The organism is Polynucleobacter sp. MWH-UH35A (assembly GCF_018687075.1).
Classification (GTDB): domain Bacteria; phylum Pseudomonadota; class Gammaproteobacteria; order Burkholderiales; family Burkholderiaceae; genus Polynucleobacter.
Genome location: NZ_CP061285.1, coordinates 1,262,507 through 1,281,324, shown reverse-complemented (window position 1 = coordinate 1,281,324; position 18,818 = coordinate 1,262,507). Strand labels below are relative to the sequence as shown.

Annotated in this window: 15 protein-coding genes; 7 read left to right on the top strand and 8 right to left on the bottom strand. The window is 47.6% G+C overall.

Annotated elements, in window-relative coordinates:
• Nucleotides 1-56: 56 nt before the first annotated feature.
• Together ICV36_RS06650 and tsaE are read right to left on the bottom strand one after the other, a co-directional pair.
• Nucleotides 57-1,403, bottom strand: coding sequence for an N-acetylmuramoyl-L-alanine amidase (locus ICV36_RS06650; RefSeq protein ID WP_215399931.1), 1,347 nt, complete (start codon nucleotides 1,401-1,403; stop codon nucleotides 57-59).
• Nucleotides 1,403-1,948, bottom strand: coding sequence for a tRNA (adenosine(37)-N6)-threonylcarbamoyltransferase complex ATPase subunit type 1 TsaE (gene tsaE / locus ICV36_RS06645; RefSeq protein WP_215399930.1), 546 nt, complete (start codon nucleotides 1,946-1,948; stop codon nucleotides 1,403-1,405). Before tsaE ends, ICV36_RS06650 begins: the two co-directional genes overlap by 1 nt.
• Nucleotides 1,949-1,992: 44 nt before the next feature.
• On the opposite strand from tsaE, the gene queG reads away from it, so the two are divergent.
• Genes queG through ICV36_RS06630 form a run of 3 tightly spaced genes read left to right on the top strand, consistent with a single transcriptional unit; the run spans nucleotide 1,993 to nucleotide 4,262 of the window.
• On the top strand, nucleotides 1,993-3,093 hold the full coding sequence (queG, locus tag ICV36_RS06640; protein ID WP_215399929.1) for a tRNA epoxyqueuosine(34) reductase QueG: 1,101 nt from the start codon (nucleotides 1,993-1,995) through the stop codon (nucleotides 3,091-3,093).
• Between the two features lie 33 nt (nucleotides 3,094-3,126).
• Nucleotides 3,127-3,912, top strand: a complete 786-nt coding sequence (locus ICV36_RS06635; protein WP_215399928.1) for an AzlC family ABC transporter permease — start codon at nucleotides 3,127-3,129, stop codon at nucleotides 3,910-3,912.
• Nucleotides 3,912-4,262, top strand: coding sequence for an AzlD domain-containing protein (locus ICV36_RS06630; protein ID WP_215399927.1), 351 nt, complete (start codon nucleotides 3,912-3,914; stop codon nucleotides 4,260-4,262). Before ICV36_RS06635 ends, ICV36_RS06630 begins: the two co-directional genes overlap by 1 nt.
• 6 nt (nucleotides 4,263-4,268) lie before the next feature.
• On the opposite strand, the gene ICV36_RS06625 is transcribed toward ICV36_RS06630, so the two are convergent.
• Together ICV36_RS06625 and ICV36_RS06620 are read right to left on the bottom strand one after the other, a co-directional pair.
• A complete protein-coding gene (locus tag ICV36_RS06625; protein ID WP_215399926.1) occupies nucleotides 4,269-7,352 on the bottom strand; it encodes an FAD-binding and (Fe-S)-binding domain-containing protein in 3,084 nt (1,027 codons plus the stop codon).
• Nucleotides 7,349-8,044: a GntR family transcriptional regulator gene (locus tag ICV36_RS06620; RefSeq protein WP_215399925.1), complete on the bottom strand. Its 696-nt coding sequence runs from the start codon at nucleotides 8,042-8,044 to the stop codon at nucleotides 7,349-7,351. The genes ICV36_RS06625 and ICV36_RS06620 overlap by 4 nt, the downstream gene beginning before the upstream one ends.
• A 206-nt stretch (nucleotides 8,045-8,250) precedes the next feature.
• On the opposite strand from ICV36_RS06620, the gene ICV36_RS06615 reads away from it, so the two are divergent.
• The 3 genes from ICV36_RS06615 to ICV36_RS06605 all read left to right on the top strand — a co-directional run bounded on the left by ICV36_RS06615 (nucleotide 8,251) and on the right by ICV36_RS06605 (nucleotide 11,413).
• Nucleotides 8,251-9,435, top strand: a complete 1,185-nt coding sequence (locus ICV36_RS06615; protein WP_215399924.1) for an alanine--glyoxylate aminotransferase family protein — start codon at nucleotides 8,251-8,253, stop codon at nucleotides 9,433-9,435.
• A gap of 145 nt (nucleotides 9,436-9,580) precedes the next feature.
• Complete coding sequence (locus tag ICV36_RS06610) at nucleotides 9,581-9,988, top strand: heme-binding protein (RefSeq protein WP_215399923.1); 408 nt, start codon at nucleotides 9,581-9,583, stop codon at nucleotides 9,986-9,988.
• Nucleotides 9,989-9,994: 6 nt separating this feature from the next.
• Nucleotides 9,995-11,413, top strand: coding sequence for a DEAD/DEAH box helicase (locus tag ICV36_RS06605; protein WP_215399922.1), 1,419 nt, complete (start codon nucleotides 9,995-9,997; stop codon nucleotides 11,411-11,413).
• An 89-nt stretch (nucleotides 11,414-11,502) separates the two neighbouring features.
• Here ICV36_RS06605 and gluQRS read toward each other — a convergent pair whose 3' ends face one another.
• Nucleotides 11,503-12,453 carry a tRNA glutamyl-Q(34) synthetase GluQRS gene (gene gluQRS / locus ICV36_RS06600; RefSeq protein WP_215399921.1) on the bottom strand — a complete coding sequence of 317 codons (951 nt, stop codon included), beginning with the start codon at nucleotides 12,451-12,453 and terminating at the stop codon, nucleotides 11,503-11,505.
• 3 nt (nucleotides 12,454-12,456) lie between these two features.
• On the opposite strand from gluQRS, the gene dnaE reads away from it, so the two are divergent.
• On the top strand, nucleotides 12,457-16,074 hold the full coding sequence (gene dnaE / locus ICV36_RS06595) for a DNA polymerase III subunit alpha (RefSeq protein WP_215399920.1): 3,618 nt from the start codon (nucleotides 12,457-12,459) through the stop codon (nucleotides 16,072-16,074).
• 32 nt (nucleotides 16,075-16,106) lie between these two features.
• Here the strand turns inward: dnaE and ICV36_RS06590 are convergent, their stop codons facing one another.
• Genes ICV36_RS06590 through ICV36_RS06580 form a run of 3 tightly spaced genes read right to left on the bottom strand, consistent with a single transcriptional unit; the run spans nucleotide 16,107 to nucleotide 18,813 of the window.
• Nucleotides 16,107-17,264, bottom strand: a complete 1,158-nt coding sequence (locus ICV36_RS06590; RefSeq protein ID WP_215399919.1) for a glycosyltransferase family 9 protein — start codon at nucleotides 17,262-17,264, stop codon at nucleotides 16,107-16,109.
• Nucleotides 17,265-17,275: 11 nt separating this feature from the next.
• Nucleotides 17,276-18,055 (bottom strand): glycosyltransferase family 2 protein, encoded by a 780-nt coding sequence (locus ICV36_RS06585; RefSeq protein WP_215399918.1) that lies wholly within the window; start codon nucleotides 18,053-18,055, stop codon nucleotides 17,276-17,278.
• Nucleotides 18,052-18,813: a glycosyltransferase family 2 protein gene (locus tag ICV36_RS06580; RefSeq protein ID WP_215399917.1), complete on the bottom strand. Its 762-nt coding sequence runs from the start codon at nucleotides 18,811-18,813 to the stop codon at nucleotides 18,052-18,054. Before ICV36_RS06580 ends, ICV36_RS06585 begins: the two co-directional genes overlap by 4 nt.
• Between the last annotated feature and the right edge of the window lie 5 nt (nucleotides 18,814-18,818).

Genomic DNA, 18,818 nt, shown 5'->3' with positions numbered 1-18,818 from the left:
ATAGCTACCCTCGGGTGTATAGGGCCTGCCCGTCAGCCCTTGTAGTTACAAGTGGCTTATGAATTTACCCGTCTGGCAACCGGTGGGTTTTTGGAAAAATACTCCTTGATTCCCCTCAAAATCGCATCTGCAATACGATCCTGGTAGCCGTCATCGTTCAGCCGCACCTCTTCCTGGGGGTTGCTAATAAAAGCCGTTTCTACCAGGATAGAGGGGATATCCGGAGCTTTTAAAACCGCAAAACTGGCTTGCTCTACCTTGGGCTTATGTAGGGGTGCAAATCCGCCAATTTGCCTCAAGATGGAATTTCCCACCTGTAAGGAGTCTTTGATCTGGGCGGTAGTTGACATGTCTAATAGGAGGTTAGCAACCTGCCTATCTTGAGTTTTGATATTGATACCGCCAATCAGGTCGGATGCATTTTCTTTGTTGGCCATCCAGCGTGCAGTGGTGCTACTTGCACCCATTTGTGAGAGTGCAAAGACGGATGCCCCCTTAGCATTTCTCTCGATAAAGGCATCCGCATGAATTGATACAAATAAATCAGCTTCAACACGACGTGCTTTTTGCACTCGGACATGCAGCGGCACAAAGTAATCGCCATCTCTCGTTAAGAATGGGCGCATATACGCCTCGCCTTCAATCTTGTCTTTGAGTCTCTTTGCAATTGCTAGCACGACATTCTTTTCTCTAGAGCCTGCTGCACCAATAGCGCCGGGATCCTCGCCACCATGACCTGGATCAATAGCAATAGTGATCAAGCGCTTGTATTTGGCGGGCGCAGGCAATTCCTTGGGGTCTGGAATAGTTTGTGCAACTGGTGCCGCAGGAACTTTAGCTAGTTCTTTTTCTTTCTTGGTGGCGAACTGTGCAATCAGATCAACTTCTTCATTGGATTTTTCAAGCGCACTTTCTTTTTTAGCGCTGCTTCTTACTAAGGCCATCAAAGGATCTGGTGGAGTAGTGGGGTACAAATCAAATACCATGCGGTAGTTGTACTCAGCAACTGGATCAAGCGTAAAGAGTTGCGGCTTGATAGGTTCTTTTAGGTCAAACACCAAGCGCACAATCCCTGGTTGAAATTGCCCAACGCGAACTTGTGAGATGTAAGGGTCGTTCGGCTTTACCTTGGCTACTAAATCTTTGAGTGTGGGATTAAGTTCCAATCCTTGCACATCTACTACCAAACGATCGGGATTGGTCAAAATTTGCTGTGTAATCGGTAGTGGTGTATCAGATTCCAAGGTGACACGGGTGTAGTCCTCGGAAGGCCATACGCGCACACCTAGAATCTTGGCGCCCCAAGCAATATCAAGCTCTGTAAGTAAAAGCGCAAAGCTCAAAAACTTTACTGAAGTCTTGAGGGTTTGTCTTTTCGAGAGATTGGTATTTTTAAGACCCATTACTTCAGTTCAATATCTTTTAAGGCAGCCAGTCCAGATTCACTTAGGGCGCTAATCTTGATAGTGCGTTCATTTTCATCTGCGCCTGCACTTAGCTGAATCTGAATATCAAAAGCGGGCAGGGTACCTTCTGCTTTTTCTGGCCATTCAATCAAACAAAGTCCAGGAACGTCAAAGTACTCTGCGAATCCTGCTTCTTGCCATTCCAATGGATCGCGCATGCGATATAAATCAAAATGATGAACCGTGATGTCTTGTTGCTGTAGTTGGAGTGGGTAGAGCTCACATAATGTATAGGTTGGGCTTTTTACTTTGCCTTGATGACCCATCGCCTGAATAAGGTATCTCGTAAACGTTGTTTTGCCAGCGCCCAGATTACCCTCGAGAGAAATGTTTAGATGTGACCTTGGTTGCTGAGTCAGAAAGTACGCAAAACTGGTTGCTAACTGCTTGGCTAGGGATGCGGTATCCCCCTCTTGCCTACAATAGCGTTCTATTGAGGTCAGTGGTTCTGCTTTTATTGTCGTTGCTTGTGTTTGAGCCATTTCCCCTAGTTTATTCAATAATTGCGCTACATTCTGTATTCCATATGTCTTTATCTGCCAATCCTAAACCCTTGGATGAGTCCAATCTGCGTGATTGGCTCAAAACTCAGGCTTTGGCCTTGGGGTTTGATGGCATGCGCATTACCGACACCCAATTAGGTCCTGCAACAGAGCGTTTACAGGCATGGCTAGCTGAGGGGCGTCATGGGCAAATGGAATATATGCAGCGCCATGCCGAGTTGCGCTCTAATCCTGAGCTTTTAGTTCCCGGCGCAGTGCGCGTGATTTGTGTGTCGATGAACTATTTGCCGCCTGAGACTGATTTTGATGCTGAGTGGCAGCGACTAGAGGACCCGACTCAAGCAGTCGTATCAATATATGCCAGGGGGCGCGATTATCACAAAGTGCTTCGCAATCGTTTGCAAGAGTTTGCCAATCTTATTGAAGAGCGTATTGGCAAGTTAGGGTATCGCGTATTCACAGATTCAGCTCCGCTAATGGAAGTAGAGCTGGCACGCAAAGCAGGATTGGGTTGGCGCGGCAAGCACACACTCTTGCTCAACCGTGAATCTGGCTCCACGTTTTTCTTGGGTGAAATCCTAGTAGATGTCCCACTGCCAATCGATCAAGAGACCGAAGAGCATTGCGGTACCTGCACATCCTGCATAGATGTTTGTCCAACCCAGGCCATCACTGCGCCTTACCAATTGGACGCCAGAAGATGCATCTCCTATCTCTCGATTGAGAATCCAGGCGCTATCCCAGTTGAATTCAGAAAAGCTATGGGTAATCGGGTCTACGGGTGCGATGACTGTCAACTTATATGTCCTTGGAATAAATTTGCTAAGCGCACTGAACTGCCAGACTTTGCGAGGCGGCATGGACTTGGTCAAGCTACGCTCTTGCAACTCTGGTCATGGACTGAGCAAGAGTTTGAACAACGCCATGAAGGTAGTGCTATTCGTAGAATTGGCTACATCAGATGGCGACGAAATTTGGCAGTTGCCATGGGTAATGCGCTTGCGAGCACGAAAGTAGATCACGCAGATAAAGAATCATTGCGCGCCGCACTCAACGAAGCCCTTCCTGTTGCTGATGATTTGGTGGCGGAGCATATTCAGTGGGCATTAGCAGTTACTTCGTAAGCAAAAAGTCTTGCGAACTCTTACAATCTACCCATGTCATCAGCAGACCAACCGTATATTGATCCCAGCGAAATCGCACTAGAAAGCTCCGCGGCCGAACGCTTCAAAAATCGTCATGATGCATTTTGGTCTGGCATTCGTGATGCGGTTGGTGCTCCTGCATTGGTGCTCTTTGCTGGCATGGTTGGTTTTGGGGCAATGGGCAAGACCAATGGCTTTGATATTTGGTTCACTTCCGCTACCAGCTTATTTATGTTTGCCCTTCCTGGGCAGGTGGTGTTGCTGGAGATGGCCATCACCGGATCATCTGCAATTGCAATTGCCCTGGCAGTCACCTTAACTGCCACCCGTTTTATTACGATGACAGTGACGCTCTTTCCACAGTTTCATCACAAGGATCGCAATCGCAGTCTATATGCTTCCGTGCATCTATTGGCGATGACTGCTTGGGCTATCTCCATGCGTGAATTTCATTCAATCGAAACTCGCCACCGCCTTAGCTACTTTGTAGGTCTTGGCTTGGTGTGTTGGCTCATTTCTGTTCCAGGAACAATTTTGGGCTATCTCTTGGCGGGAATGGTACCCCCTCCCGTAACTTTGGGACTCGTATTTATTAATCCCTTATTCTTTTTGCTAACCTTTACCGAGGTAAAGCCTTGGATTAATCGGATCGCTATTTTGTTGGGATGTATCTTTGGACCAATATTTTTCTTTATCGACCGTGATACTAGTTTGCTAACAGCTGGTTTAGTTGCGGGTACCATCGCTTACTTCATTGACCGAAAATTCTTGCGCAAGAAAGCAGGGGTGTTTGGCTGATGAATGCGATTCAGAGTGCGCTGACTGGTTGGTGGTTATGGATTGCTCTGGTTGGCGCCTGTTTGGGAACTTATTTCTGTCGTGCAATTGGGGTAACACTTTCTCAGCGCATTAACCAAGATAGCGAAATCTTTCGCTGGTTAGCTGCTGTTACTTACGCTATGGTTGCCGCACTCACTGTGCGACTGATTGTGATGCCTTTGGGTTTGCTGGCAACCGTTCCCTTATGGATCCGAATATTGATTTGCGTCTTGAGTATCGCCGTCATGATGTCTAGGCCAACTCGTCGCTTAGTGCCAGCCTTATTAACTGGCACTATTTTGATGGTCTCCTACGGAGTGATGCGCTAGCACCTCTTATTGTAAGTGCGCTGCCAAAATTCTGGCAATGTGAACAGCTTCTCTTTGAGCCCCATCAGTAATTTGATGGCGACAGCTTGTGCCATCAGCTACAACCCAACTATCTGGTGACTTGCGAATGCTTGGCAATAGACTTGCTTCAGCCATTTGCTTAGATACTTCAATATGCTCAGCTTCGTAACCAAAACTACCCGCCATACCGCAGCATGATGATTCAATCAATTTGGGCTCTGCATTTGGAATGAGTTTGAGCAACTCCAGTGCAGGGGTTACTGCAGCAAATGACTTCTGATGGCAGTGACCGTGAAATAGCACTGACTTATCCGCCGCTTTGAGATTCAAGTTGAGCTTTCCGGCTTTAGCTTCGCTCGCTAAGAACTCTTCTAGAAGTTGCGCATTCTTGGAAACGCTGACTGCACGCTCACCAAAACCCATGACTAAGGCTTCATCTTTTAGCGTGAATAAGCAAGAAGGCTCTAGGCCAATAATCGGAATGTGTTTATCTGCATAAGGCGCAAGATGGTCAACTAATTCACCAAGGGTGGCTTTGGCTTTATCGACCATGCCTGCTGCAAGATAGGTCCTGCCGCAGCAAAACTCTTTAGAGCAAGTATTTTCTGTGGGGCTCACTGATTTGCTTTGACTCTTTTTAGGAATATGCACAAGATAGCTCCCAGCCTTGAGTACCTTTAAAGCGGCTTGGAGATTCTCATCTTCAAAGTAAGCGTTAAAGGTATCTGCCAACAGTACAACACCCTTGCCGTCTGTATTACTCGCCAATTGTTCTGGGGTGTATTGGTATGAATCTTTCGCTTTCTGGTTCCAGAATGTTTTTGCTCTCCAGGTTGGCAAACTTCGTTGCGCTGAGATGCCCATAATCCACTCCTGAAGCTTAGCAATCGGCGCAATGTGATTACGTAGATTGAGAAGACTTGGCAAAAATGGAATATTGCTAATCGTGCTGGCATATTTAGGCAGATAAGCCACTGCCAGATCTCTGAGTGAGTAACCTACACGCTTCTTATATGCAGAAAGGAACTCGATCTTCATCTTAGCCATATCAACACCAGTAGGGCACTCGCGACGGCACGCCTTGCAGCTTACGCAAAGCTCCATCACCTCTTTGATGGCATCACTTGCTAACGGTGAAGATTCGGGAGAGGTTCCACTCTTTAGATCGAGCTGATTAGAAAGCGCTAAACGTAATGTATTTGCTCTGCCGCGTGTGAGATGTTTCTCATCACGAGTCACGCGATAACTAGGGCACATCACTTCAGCATCAAACTTGCGGCAGTGACCATTGTTATTGCACATCTCGACTGCTTTAGCCAAGCCCATTGCCGGGTCACCGCCTGTGCCAGGCGCAGTGGTTTCTTCCGTAACGGGATCGTTCTGCACATTCCAGGCGGACCAATCCAGCGCTGGTTGTAATGGAATGACTTTATAGCTTGGCGGAAACCTAAATAGGGTGGAGTCATCCATCTTTGGTGGATTAACGATCTTGCCTGGATTAAACAATCCTTTTGGATCAAATGCATGCTTAATCTCCGCAAGGGCTTCAGTGATCTTCGGACCAAACTGCCAAGAGATCCACTCACCACGACATAAGCCATCACCATGCTCACCGCTATAAGCGCCTTTGTATTTTCGTACCAGGGCAGAAGCCTCTTCGGCAACGGCACGCATCTTCTGGGCGCCATCTCTACGCATGTCCAAGATAGGGCGCACATGCAAAGTTCCTACGGAGGCATGGGCATACCAAGTGCCGCGTGAACCATATTTAGAAAATACATCGGTGAGCGCTTGGGTGTAATCCGCCAAACTCTCGAGTGGTACAGCACAGTCTTCGATAAAGCTCACCGGCTTGCCATCGCCTTTGAGACTCATCATGATGTTCAAACCGGCTTTACGTACTTCCCATAGATTCTTTTGTAGAGATGCGTTAGGCATAGTTACTACAGAACCTGGTAAGTCCAGATCACTCATGAGTTCTTGCAGAGCCTTGAGCTTTTCTAAGAGTGGTGCATGTGCTTCACCAGAAAACTCCACCAATAAAATCGCTTCAGGTGTTTTAGCAGCATGATCTACTAAGGCTGTCTCAATAGTTTTCTTGAAGCTGGGATTACTGCGTGCTAAATCAATCATGGTGCGATCTACCAGCTCTACCGCTGTTGGACCGAGCTTCACAATATGCTGGGCACTATCCATTGCTTTATAAAAGCTAGCGAAGTTCACAATTCCGAGTACTTTGTGTTGCGGCAAGGGCGCGAGCTTGAGTTTGAGTGACTTGTAATACGCCAAAGTACCTTCGCTACCCACCAATAAGTGAGCCAGATTGACGCTGCCATCTTGGGTGTAAGGCAATTCACTTTGGGGGTTGAAGATGTCGAGGTTATATCCCGCAACCCGTCTTAATACTTTCGGAAAATGGGCTTCGATTTCTGGTTGGAGGGTATGGGCTAGGTTTTTAACAAAATCACCCAGCTCTTTAGCGACACCAGAGCTGTTAGCATAATTACCAAACTGCGCTACTTGACCATTTGCTAACCAAGCATCAATGCCTAATACGTTGTGCACCATATTGCCGTAAGCAATAGAGCGACTACCGCAGGAGTTGTTGCCTGCCATACCGCCAATCGTAGCTTGCCCAGCTGTGGAGACATCGACTGGATACCAAAGGCCGTGTTGCTTTAATGAGCCATTGAGGTGGTCGAGAACAATGCCGGGCTCAACTTCAACATAAGCTTTGTCCAAATTGAAATCTAAAACGTTTCTGAAATATTTGGTGTTATCAATAACAAGTGCTGCGCCAGTAGTTTGACCGCATTGGCTGGTGCCACCACCACGAGGTAATACTGGCACACCAAGTTCCGCGGCAATCTGAATCGCACTGGCAATATCTTGCGCAGTTTTTGGTACAAACACAGCAACTGGCATTGCTTGATAGATGGAGGCATCTGTTGCATAGCGCCCACGACTCGCGCTATCGATCATTACTTCGCCTGAAGTCTCTTGGCGTAAGCGCTTGGCCAGCTCAGCCTGATTGACCATGAGTTCTTTGAGGTCTAGAGGCTTATTCATGGCTTGGCTGTCTCCACATCTTTTGTTTCTGCTTCTGATTTGAGTAACTGCACTACAACATCGCGTTTGTTCTGTACGTGCTGAATCATGATCCTACGCATACGCACTGGGTCCCGAGCTTTGAGGGCATCAAGCATTTCTTGATGCTCTTCAACAGCCTTTTCCCATTTGACGCCGTCTTGGTTCGAGCGAAAGCGTAATGCTTCGATACGCGCATTGACTTGCGTAAAGAGTCGGGAGAGGACTGGATTATTTGCGGCTTGATTAATCAGATGATGAATGCGTAAATTGAGTTTGTAGTAGCTCGATAAATCACGACGCGCATACGAAGCCATCATTTCATATTGAAGAGCTTCTAATTCAGAGAGGGCGGCATCGCTAATATTGTTGGCAGCCAACTCACCAGAGAATCCTTCAAGATCGGCAATCACATCAAAAGTGTGAATCACATCCTCGAGAGTGAGTTGCACTGCAATGGCACCACGATTGGTAATAAGTTCCACTAAGCCGTCCGCAGCCAAACGACGAATCGCCTCTCGTATAGGGGTGCGAGAAACGTTCAGGCTCTCAGCTAATTCACGTTCATTGAGTTTGCTCCCAGGCGCAATTTTTCCTTCAACCAAGAGCGATCTCAATGATTGGAAGGTGGCCTCATGCAAATTCTGAGAATTAGTCGGTTCAATAGTTGCCATTTGGAATCTTTTAAACCCTATATTTGTATACAAAATTAACTATCAGTCATCATAAACTATAAATAACCGCTTTAAATGCCTATTTTTAGGTTTATTTGCAGTATTTATTTTAAATATTTTGTATACAAATTGGAAAATTGGGAAAAATTGTCATACACTAGTGCCAGAAATTACCACCTATAAACACTTTAAAAGTGAGACAAAGCATGTTGAAACTTGATAACCACGCATCAGGACGCCATTTTTTACATATTCCAGGCCCAAGCCCTGTTCCACCACGCGTACTGCGCGCAATAAGCTATCAAACCATTGACCACCGTGGCCCTGAGTTTGGTGCATTTGGCTTGAAGGTATTGGAAGGCATCAAAAAGATTTTTAAAACTGAGCAACCTGTGATTATTTATTCTGCCTCTGGAACGGGTTCTTGGGAGGGCGCATTAGTCAATGTTCTCAATCCTGGTGACAAAGTGCTGTTCTACGAAACAGGCCAGTTTGCGAACTTGTGGCGTGCACTTGCTAAACGCCTTGGCTTGGATGTAGAGGTGGTTGGCAAACCAGGGCAAGACTCTTGGCGTTGGGGTGTTGATGCCTCTGTGATTGAAGAGCGTTTACGCAAAGACACCGGCCATGAGATCAAGGCAGTGTGCGTTGTTCATAACGAAACTTCTACTGGTGTGACATCTAATATCGCCGCCGTGCGTAAAGCGATTGATTCCTTAAAGCATCCAGCCTTATTGCTCGTGGATAGTGTATCTGGCTTGGGTTCAGCGGATTATGAGCATGACAAGTGGGGCGCTGACGTCACCATTTCGGGTTCACAAAAAGGCTTGATGTTGCCGCCAGGAATTGGTTTTAATGCCTTATCTCCAAGAGCTATTGAGGCAAGCAAGCGCAACACATTTCCTAAATCATATTGGGCATGGGATGAAATTTTGGAGTCCAATAAAAACGGCTACTGGCCCACAACGCCAAGTACCAATTTAATGTATGGTTTGCATGAAGCGATGGACATGATGATGGCTGAAGGATTGGATACGATCTTCGCGCGCCATCAATGCTTGGCTGCGGCTTGTCGTGAGGCAGTGAAAGCTTGGGGTCTAGAAATTCAATGTCAAGATGAAAATTGCTATTCACCAGTGCTCACGTGTATTGCAACACCAGAAGGGATGGATGCCGATGTATTGCGCAAGCATGCATTAGAAAAATTCAATCTCTCACTGGGTACCGGCCTTGGAAAAATCAAAGGTAAGGCATTCCGCATCGGTCACTTAGGCGACTGTAATGAACTCAGCTTGATGGCTGCCCTCAGTGGGGTAGAGATGAGTCTGGGTTCTATGGGCTACAAACCGAAGGCCAGCGGCGTAGTGGCAGCCCAAGAGTTCCTTAAATAAGAAGGACTTAGGGCAACACAAAAGCGCATTAATCGGGGTGGGGCCTGATTCCGCATCAGGAGTCACGCTACACCCCTTATAATTCAAGTACTTATATAGAAGTGCATGCATTAAAGACACCATATTCGAGACAGAAAGATTAAACATGACTGCTACTAAACCTTACTTAACTCAAGCTGATGTTCAAAAGATTTTGGATGCAGCAAACAAACACGCTGCCGCTAACAATTGGGCAGTGACGATTGCCGTTTGTGATGATGGCGGTCATATGTTGGGTTTAATTCGTCGTGATGGTTGTGCTCCTGTATCCGCTTACATTGCTCAAGAAAAAGCACGTACTGCTGCAATGGGTAAACGCGAGAGCCGTGTCTATGAAGAAATTATTAATAACGGCCGCACTTCTTTCTTATCTGCCCCACATATTTCAGGCATGTTGGAGGGTGGCGTCAATATCGAGGTAAATGGGTTTACCATCGGCGCAGTCGGCGTTTCCGGCGTTAAATCGACCGAGGATGCTGAGACCGCTAAGGCTGGCATTGCGGCCATTCTGTAAGTTACCTTGACAAATACTGCTACTGATATAAATTCATCTACAGGGGTTAGCGATGCTGCCCCTAGTGTTGCCCCCACAGCAACAATTACTTTTGCTGACTTTGGTTTAGACCCGAAAATTCAAAAAGCGGTTCTGGAGCAGGGTTACAACACCCCAACTCCGATTCAAGCGCAATCCATTCCACATGTATTGGCTGGAAGTGATTTGATGGGCGCAGCGCAAACGGGCACTGGTAAAACAGCAGCCTTTGTATTGCCGATCATTCAAAAGATTCTGCGTCACGCAAGCAATAGCGCTTCACCAGCGCGTCATCCTATTCGTGCCCTAGTGCTCACTCCAACGCGTGAGCTGGCGGTGCAGGTAGCTGAAAACGCTGCGAGCTATTCAAAGCACACTGATCTGCGCGCTGCAGTGGTCTACGGCGGTGTGGATATGAAAGAACAAGTTGCGATACTGCGCAATGGTGTAGAGATCTTGATCGCCACTCCAGGTCGTTTGCTGGATCACATTGGTTCAAAGGTGGCTAATCTCTCGCAGGTAGAGATTTTGGTGCTGGATGAGGCCGACCGCATGCTGGATATGGGCTTCTTGCCTGATCTACAGCGCATCATCAATTTGATTCCAGTCCAAAGACAGACTTTATTGTTCTCTGCTACTTTCTCCCCAGAAATTAAAAAGCTGGCACAAAGCTATTTGCGCACGCCAGTGACAGTCGAGGTAGCACGCCAAAATGCTGCTGCAGATACCGTGAAGCAAGTAGTGCATATGGTTTCTGCTGCAGATAAGCAACGCGCGATTGTGAAGGTGTTAGAAGCACGCACGCGTGCAGGCTTATCCCGCCAATGCATCATCTTTACCAATAGTCGTTTAGGTTGCGCAAAGTTAGCGCGCGCCTTAGAGCGCGATGGCATTAAAGCGGGTGCGATACATGGTGACAAGAGTCAGGGTGAACGCACTTTAACTTTGGACGCATTTAAGTCGGGCGCGATTGAAGCTTTGGTAGCAACTGATGTAGCTGCACGTGGTTTAGATATTCCAGATATGCCTTGTGTAATTAATCACGAATTACCCTTCAACGCAGAAGACTTTATTCATCGTATTGGCCGAACTGGACGTGCCGGCAGCAAAGGTGATGCGATTGCTTTGGTCGATGCTAGTGAGAAACGTTTGCTCGACGATATTGAAAAGCTGATGAAGCGCAAGTTGGATGTGCAGCCTTTACCAGCAGGAGAGCCTTCGCATAGTCGCTCATCATCTCCAGGCACATCAACCAAAGTATCAGACCCGTTCTTCTACAAACCTTACGAGCCTTCAACGGCGCCTCTATCTTCTGCGGATACTGTAAAGCCTGAAGAGAAAAAGGTTGGAATCACCCCTGCTAAGCCTGCTGTTGGCGCTTTGCTTGGTGGTTTTAAAAAGAAATAAAAAAGCAAGAAACAAAAAAATAAGAAACAAAGAAGCAAGAAAAAACAAGAAACAGAGAAGCAAGCAATAAAAAAGAAAAGCTAAGTTCGTTAGTTTTTCCATGCATGGGTGGCCGCTAACAGCCACTCTGCAATCGTAGTATTCACACCATCAGGCAGGTCCTGCAGTCCCAGATGTTTAGCAGCTTTACGCAACTCCAATAGCGAGTGCCTTTCATCTCGGGTGTTGATTTGCGTGGCTAGAGTTTGCTTGCTGAGTTTTTCGCCATGCTCATCAAGAACAAGAGGAAGATGCAGATACTCTGGCCTTTGATAACCTAATACTTCTTGCAGGTAAATTTGCCTTGCAGTATTGCTTAACAAATCCTGGCCGCGAACAATGTGTGTGATGCCTTGCTCAGCATCATCGACTACAACGGCTAGTTGGTAGGTAAATAAACCATCGCTTCTTCGCAAGACAAAATCACCCACTTCTGTATTGAGGTTTTGGCTTTGCATCCCCAGAGCTAAATCCCTAAATTGAATAAGGCAATTTTTAGGGAGGGCAATACGCCAAGCCTTATTCCCATCCCCAAAAGCTTGAATCGGGTTGCCTATTAATTCAGCAGGGCGGCAGGTGCCTGGATAGACCATTTCTTGGTTGCGGGGGGTCTCAATCCCAAGACTAGCTAAGGTGTTGGCTATCGTTTGACGTGAGCAGGTGCAGGCGTACAGGCATTTGAGATCATTTAAACGATCTAAAGCACTCTGGTAAGCCTCTTGGCGTTGGGATTGGTAGATGATCCCCTCATCCCAAGTGAGCCCGCAGGAGAGTAATTGCGCCTGTATTTGCTGGGTGGCCTCTGGGATACAGCGGGGGGTGTCCAAATCTTCAATTCTGAGCAGCCATTTACCCCTATTTTTACGGGCATCCAGCCAACTTCCGAGAGCAGCCACTAGGGAGCCTGCATGCAGTGGGCCGGTAGGCGACGGGGCAAATCGCCCGCGATAGCCGCTGGCTGGGGATGGAAGGTTTTTGGATGTCGACACAGCTAAAATCATCTCATGGCTTCACCCCGTTTTGTTCATCTTCGCGTCCATTCCGAGTTTTCGATTACGGATGGAGTCGTTCGTATTGATGATGCCGTTGCAGCAGCGGTCAAAGATGAGATGGGTGCCTTGGCCATCACCGATTTAAGCAATTTATTTGGTTTAGTGCGTTTTTATACGACTGCCCGCTCTAGCGGTATTAAGCCGATTGCTGGTGCTGATGTTTGGATCAGCAATCCTCAGGATCCGGAGCAACCTCATCGCTTGTTGCTCTTGGTGCAAAACCATTCTGGCTATCTTAATTTGTGTGAACTGCTCAGTAGAGCATCGCTTGATAACCAATCCCGTGGTCGGGCTGAAGTCGATTCCGCTTGGTTTAGTGAGCCCGCTGCTAAGGCAGAGGATAAAGCCGCTAAGCGGACCTTATCTTATGGACTCATTGCGCTCTCTGGTGCCCGCATGGGTGAAGTTGGCGCAGCATTGCTTGCTGGTCAAGACGATCAAGCTAAGATTGTTGCCAGACGCTATGAAAAGCTGTTTCCAAAGTCTTTTTATATCGAAGTGCAACGGGGCGGCAATCCTCAGGACGAAAAGCAACTGCAACTTGCTTGCCACTTAGCAAATGAGCTCGATTTACCAGTAGTCGCAACACATCCAGTGCAGTTCATGCAGAGAAGTGACTTTACGGCGCACGAAGCCCGTGTTTGTATTGCCGAGGGGGAGTTACTTGGCAATCCACGCCGCGCTAAAAAGTTTAATGAAGAGCAGTATTTCCTGACCCAGGAGGAAGTGGAAAAGCGTTTTGCAGATTTGCCAGTGGCTTTGGCGAACTCAGTAGAAATTGCCAAGCGTTGCAACCTTTCCTTGGTTTTGGGTCAACCGCGTTTGCCAGACTTTCCGACACCACCCGGAATTACGCTCGATGAATATTTGCTCGCTCAATCTGAAGTCGGTTTAGAGCGCCACATGGAGCGCAACTTTCCCGATCCAGAAGAGCGCAAAAAAGAAATGGCGCGTTATCACGAACGTTTGGTGTTCGAGGTTAAAACGATTTCTCAAATGGGTTTCCCAGGCTACTTCTTAATCGTTGCAGACTTCATTAACTGGGCAAAAAATAATGGTGTCCCGGTTGGCCCTGGTCGCGGCTCTGGCGCCGGCTCTTTAGTAGCGTACTCGCTTGGTATTACCGATTTGGATCCATTGCGCTACAACCTTCTCTTTGAGCGCTTTCTCAATCCAGAGCGGGTATCGATGCCCGACTTCGATATTGACTTCTGTCAGCACGGTCGCGACCGGGTGATTCAGTATGTAAAGGATAAGTACGGCAAAGATGCGGTCAGTCAGATTGCAACCTTTGGAACCATGGCTGCCAGAGCAGCTATTCGAGACGTGGGACGCGTACTTGAGCAAGGCTATAACTTCGTCGACGGCATCGCTAAGCTGGTGCCCAATAAGCCAGGTCAGTACATGACCATTGAAATGGCCAAGAAGGAAGAGAAGCAATTAGCTGAACGTGAGAAGAATGAAGATGAAGTGCGTCAATTACTCTCCTTGGCTCAGCAATTAGAGGGTATGACTCGTAACGTCGGCATGCATGCTGGTGGCGTATTGATAGCGCCAGGACGTCTCACTGATTTCTGTCCACTTTACACTCAAGAAAGCAAAGATCAAGACAGTAGCTCCGTTATTAGTCAGTTCGACAAGGATGACGTAGAGGCGATTGGTTTGGTGAAGTTCGACTTCTTAGGCTTGACCACGCTTACCATCCTTGCTGCTGCAGAGCGTTGGATTAAAGCCTTACACGCGGATCGCAGAGACTGGAATATTGGTGAGATTCCGCTCGATGATGAGAAAGCCTTTGATGTCCTTAAGCGCGCCAATACGGTTGCCGTATTTCAGCTAGAAAGCCGTGGCATGCAAGGCATGCTTCGTGAGGCTAAGCCCGACCGCTTTGAGGACATTATTGCTTTGGTGGCTTTGTATCGTCCAGGTCCGATGGACTTGATCCCAGACTTTATTGAGCGTAAGCATGGGCGTCAAAAAGTAGAGTATCCCGATCCGCGTATTGAGCCAGTCCTGCGTGAGACTTACGGCATCATGGTCTACCAAGAGCAGGTGATGCAGATGGCGCAGATGATCGGCGGTTACTCGCTTGGTGGCGCTGACATGCTCCGTCGCGCGATGGGTAAGAAAAAGCCAGAAGAAATGGCGCAGCATCGCAAAATCTTTAGTGATGGCGCTAAAGCTGGTGGTATTTCAGAGTCAAAAGCAAATGAGATCTATGACTTGATGGAGCGCTTTGCAGGTTATGGATTTAATAAGTCCCACGCTGCTGCATACGCACTCTTAGCTTATCAAACGGCTTGGCTCAAAGCGTATTACCCAGCTGAATTTATGGCAGCCAACTTATCGCTCGCAATGGATGACACTGATAAAGTGAAGATTCTGTATGACGATTGTTTAGCAAATAACATTCGAGTTTTCTCGCCGGATATCAATACCGGTGTTTATGAGTTTACGCCGCTGCGCGCACCTGATGCAGCACCGGATTCTCCGATCAGCCATATACGTTATGGCTTGGGTGCGGTGCGTGGCACAGGTGAGGCTGCTATTGAGTCAATTGTTAAAGCGCGTGAAACTGGTGGACCATTTAAGGACTTGTTTGATTTCTGCGCACGAGTAGACCGTAGGCAGGTTAACCGCCGCGCTATCGAAGCCCTAATGCGTGCTGGTGCATTTGATAGTCTTTATCGCGATTCGGTTCCTGCGGGTGGAAACCTCTATGACATTCGCTCAACTTTGCTTGCTTCATTAGCTAGGGCGATTGAAGCTGCTGAGCAAGCAGAAGCATCAATTCATCAAGTAAGTTTGTTTGAGGTGGCCGGCGAAGAGAATCGCCATCTTCCGGAGTTAGTGCGTGAGCCAGTTTGGTCTGAGAAAAAACGGCTGCAAGAAGAGAAGACCGCTTTGGGTCTTTGCTTAACAGGACATATGTTTGATGCTTATCGCGATGAGACTTCTCACTTTATTCGCCAGCCTTTGTCTAAAGTGACTGAGGGCAAGGATCAACTGATTGCCGGCATCATTACTTCAGCGCGGATGCTGACTGGTCAACGTGGACGCATGATGATTGCAACCATCGATGATGGCACTGCAGCACTTGAAGTCACCTTGTATAGTGAAGTTTATGAGCCCAATCGTTCATGGCTCAAAGAAGATGAACTATTGGTCGCCAAGGTAAATGTGACCCCTGATAAGTTTTCAGGCGGCATGCGTATTGTTTCTGAGGCAGTCATGGATATTACGGGTGCTCGCATGCGTTTTGCGCGCAATGTTCATGTCTGTATCGATAATGCGATTGATATTAAGATGCTCCGTAGCCAAATTAATCCTTATCTAATGGCCAACCGCGTCCGTGATCCCAAGTTAGGCGCTTCCACACCAGCTACGCCCGGGTCGAATGATGGCATGAAGGGTTTAATGTTGACTGCAGCCGTTACAACTAGTGGTGGAGCCTGTCTAATGCAGTTCCCGGAAGAGTTGCGCATCTATCCAGATGACGCTTGCTTGCATGGCCTGAATCAGATTTTGGCGTCAAAGCAAAAAGATTCTGTGCAGGTTCAATACCACTAAGCAGGCATCTTGACGCAGTGGTACTGATAGCCTTAGCTCGACAACACTCTCTGAATAGCCTCGATGACTTGCTGAGGCTCCAGTAAATCTAAGCACTCGCTATAACTATCCGCTTTATCTAAGCAACCTGCCTTACGGCAGGGTACGCATTGCCCAGGACCTTGCAGAATAGTGACATTGCCAACAGTCTGCGTGCGATCACGCAAATGAAAAGGCTGCTCGCCAATAAAGTCATTTGGCCATGGACCAAAATTGGTTGGTGGCGTTGCGCCAAAGAGTGTGATGGTTGGGGTATTGCAAGCAGCGGCTAAATGGGTAATCGAGGTATCTACGCCAATATATAAAGCCGCACCACGAATTAAAGCGCCTGCCTGTGGAATCGATAATTTGCCGGCAGCGTTGATAACTTGTTTTTTACTTTGATCATCTAGTAAAGAAATGATGTCGTGATTGAGTTGTATATCTTGCTTGGCTGGCGAAGCACTTAACACTACTTGAAAGCCTTGCTCTACAAGCCAATCAATGAGCTTTTGCCAATGTGCCAGCGGCCAGCGCTTATAGGCAGTCAGCGGGCCTGGATGCACTACGACATATGGTTGTCTGAGTTCGCTGGCGATGGCAGGTGTTAGGGGTTCTCCAGTCGGCGGGGTAACGGAAATTGGTTTAGTAAAAAGTTCGGCACGGTTTTTAAAGAAGACTTCTAGTAAGCGCAGCTTTTCTGTAATGACATGTTGTTTGAAGTAATCGACATCGACGGTGTGCATGCAGATGAATTTCTTCCAGGCGTTTTGCTTTTCACTCTTACTGCGCTTGCCTTGATCTTCTGCATCTTTGCCTTGTGGGTGACCGCCGAGAACACCAACCCTTCTAAAGGCTGCCACCAATCCGTACAGATAGGCGCGGTCACTGGGCTGTGTCACGATCGCTAAGTCATAGCGTTGGAAGAGGCGATTAAAGAGGGTGAGATATTCACCAAAACCAGGTCGGTCAGAAGTTTCAATTACTTCGGCAATGTTCGAATTGCCGTGCAGCATCTCTAGTTTGCCGCGATACCCTAAGAAATGAAACTCCGCATTAGGCCAGAGCTCTCTGGCCTTGCTAATCAGGGGTGTTGTTACCAAGACGTCACCAATTTGCCGCGTGGCAATGAATAATACTTTTTTGGGCTTGAGTTTGGAGAAGTTGCTCATTAAATCAATTCTTACAAGGCTTTAGCCATAATCTTTTCACGCACACGTCGTGCATTTTCAGCAGCGTAGCTTTGATCATGGATTTTGTGAAAAAGATGGAAGACTTCGGTGGACCATGACCCAGATTTGCGGCGAATGCCGTGATGCTGAAGGCGAAAGACAAAATCTGCATCTTCATGACCCCAGCCTGTCATAGTCTCATCAAAGCCATTAATGGCTTCAGCGTCAGCCTTCCAGCAGGCCATATTGCAACCCTTGATGCGGCGCCAGACAAACTTTTTGTAATGGCGCCAATGGCCATCGCCTAATTTGATCTTGAGTGGCCAGTATTTATTGATGCCACCACTGAAACGCTTGCTTAATAAGTTGCTGCAGAAATTTGGAAAGCTCCATCGTGACCAGGAGAGTAGATCTTGAGTAAGGCTTTGATTTAAGAGGACTCGGCTGCCGGTGACGAGATAACCTTTTTGTGCCAACTTGCGATGCTGTGCGACAAAGTCCGGTTGCACGATGCAATCGCCATCTAGAAATACTAAATAGTCACCATGGGCAGCGGCAATTGCTTGGTTCAAAATTTTGGTTTTCCGAAAGCCTTGATCTTCTTGCCATAGATGTTGGATGGCAGTAGGGAGTGAGCCTTGAAAAGAATCAATGACGTGTTTTGTGCTTTCAGTGGAGCCATCATCGGCAACGATGATTTCAAAGTTCTGATCGGTTTGAGTGGCTAGCGATTCTAGGCACAACTTGAGCGCTTGAGGCCAGTTATAAGTGGCCAGCAAAACTGAAATCATTTACCGACTTCCTGATTCAGATGCCACAGCTTGATGTAGCGGTAGTAGGTGCCTTGCCCGTTGGATATCGCCAGGGCAAATCCTTGAGGACCATCTAAAAATCCAGCGCGCAGGATGTAAGTCCGAAAAAAAGCCCAAGCCCCATGAAGTACTGCTTTAAGGGGGCTGCTGGTTTTACCTTTAGCAAATGCCTGTTCTGCTGATGCAGTGGAGTAGCGATCAAGCTTCTGCAGAACTTGTGAATAGTTCATGAAGCTGTAATGCAACATAGGATTTTCTAGTTTGGCAACTTGGCCATTGGGGATGAGGCGTTCATGGACAAGGTCGTCTGAAAAGCGGGCTGTTCCACGCTTAAATAAACGATCAACATAATCGGGGCTCCAGCCAGAATGGCGGATGAATCGTCCGCAATACCAAGAGAGTCTTGGGATCGCAAAACAGTCCACATGGGCGCTATGATGCATTGCCGTCAGAATATCTGATTTAAGGGCGGGGGTCAGTCTTTCATCGGCATCTAAGGAGAGCACCCATTCGCTGGTCGCTAGGTCTAAAGCGCGGTTTTTCTGGGGTCCAAAACCAGGCCAGTCCGATGGCTGGGATATGGTCGCCCCATAGCTTTGGGCTATTTCCAGGGTTCGGTCAGAGCTATTGGTATCAACGACCACAATCTGCTGGGCAATCCCCTCCAGGGAGGCCAGACAATCGTCCAAATTGGCCTCTTCATTGCGGGTGATGAGTATGACGGATAAGGTGGGCATAATTC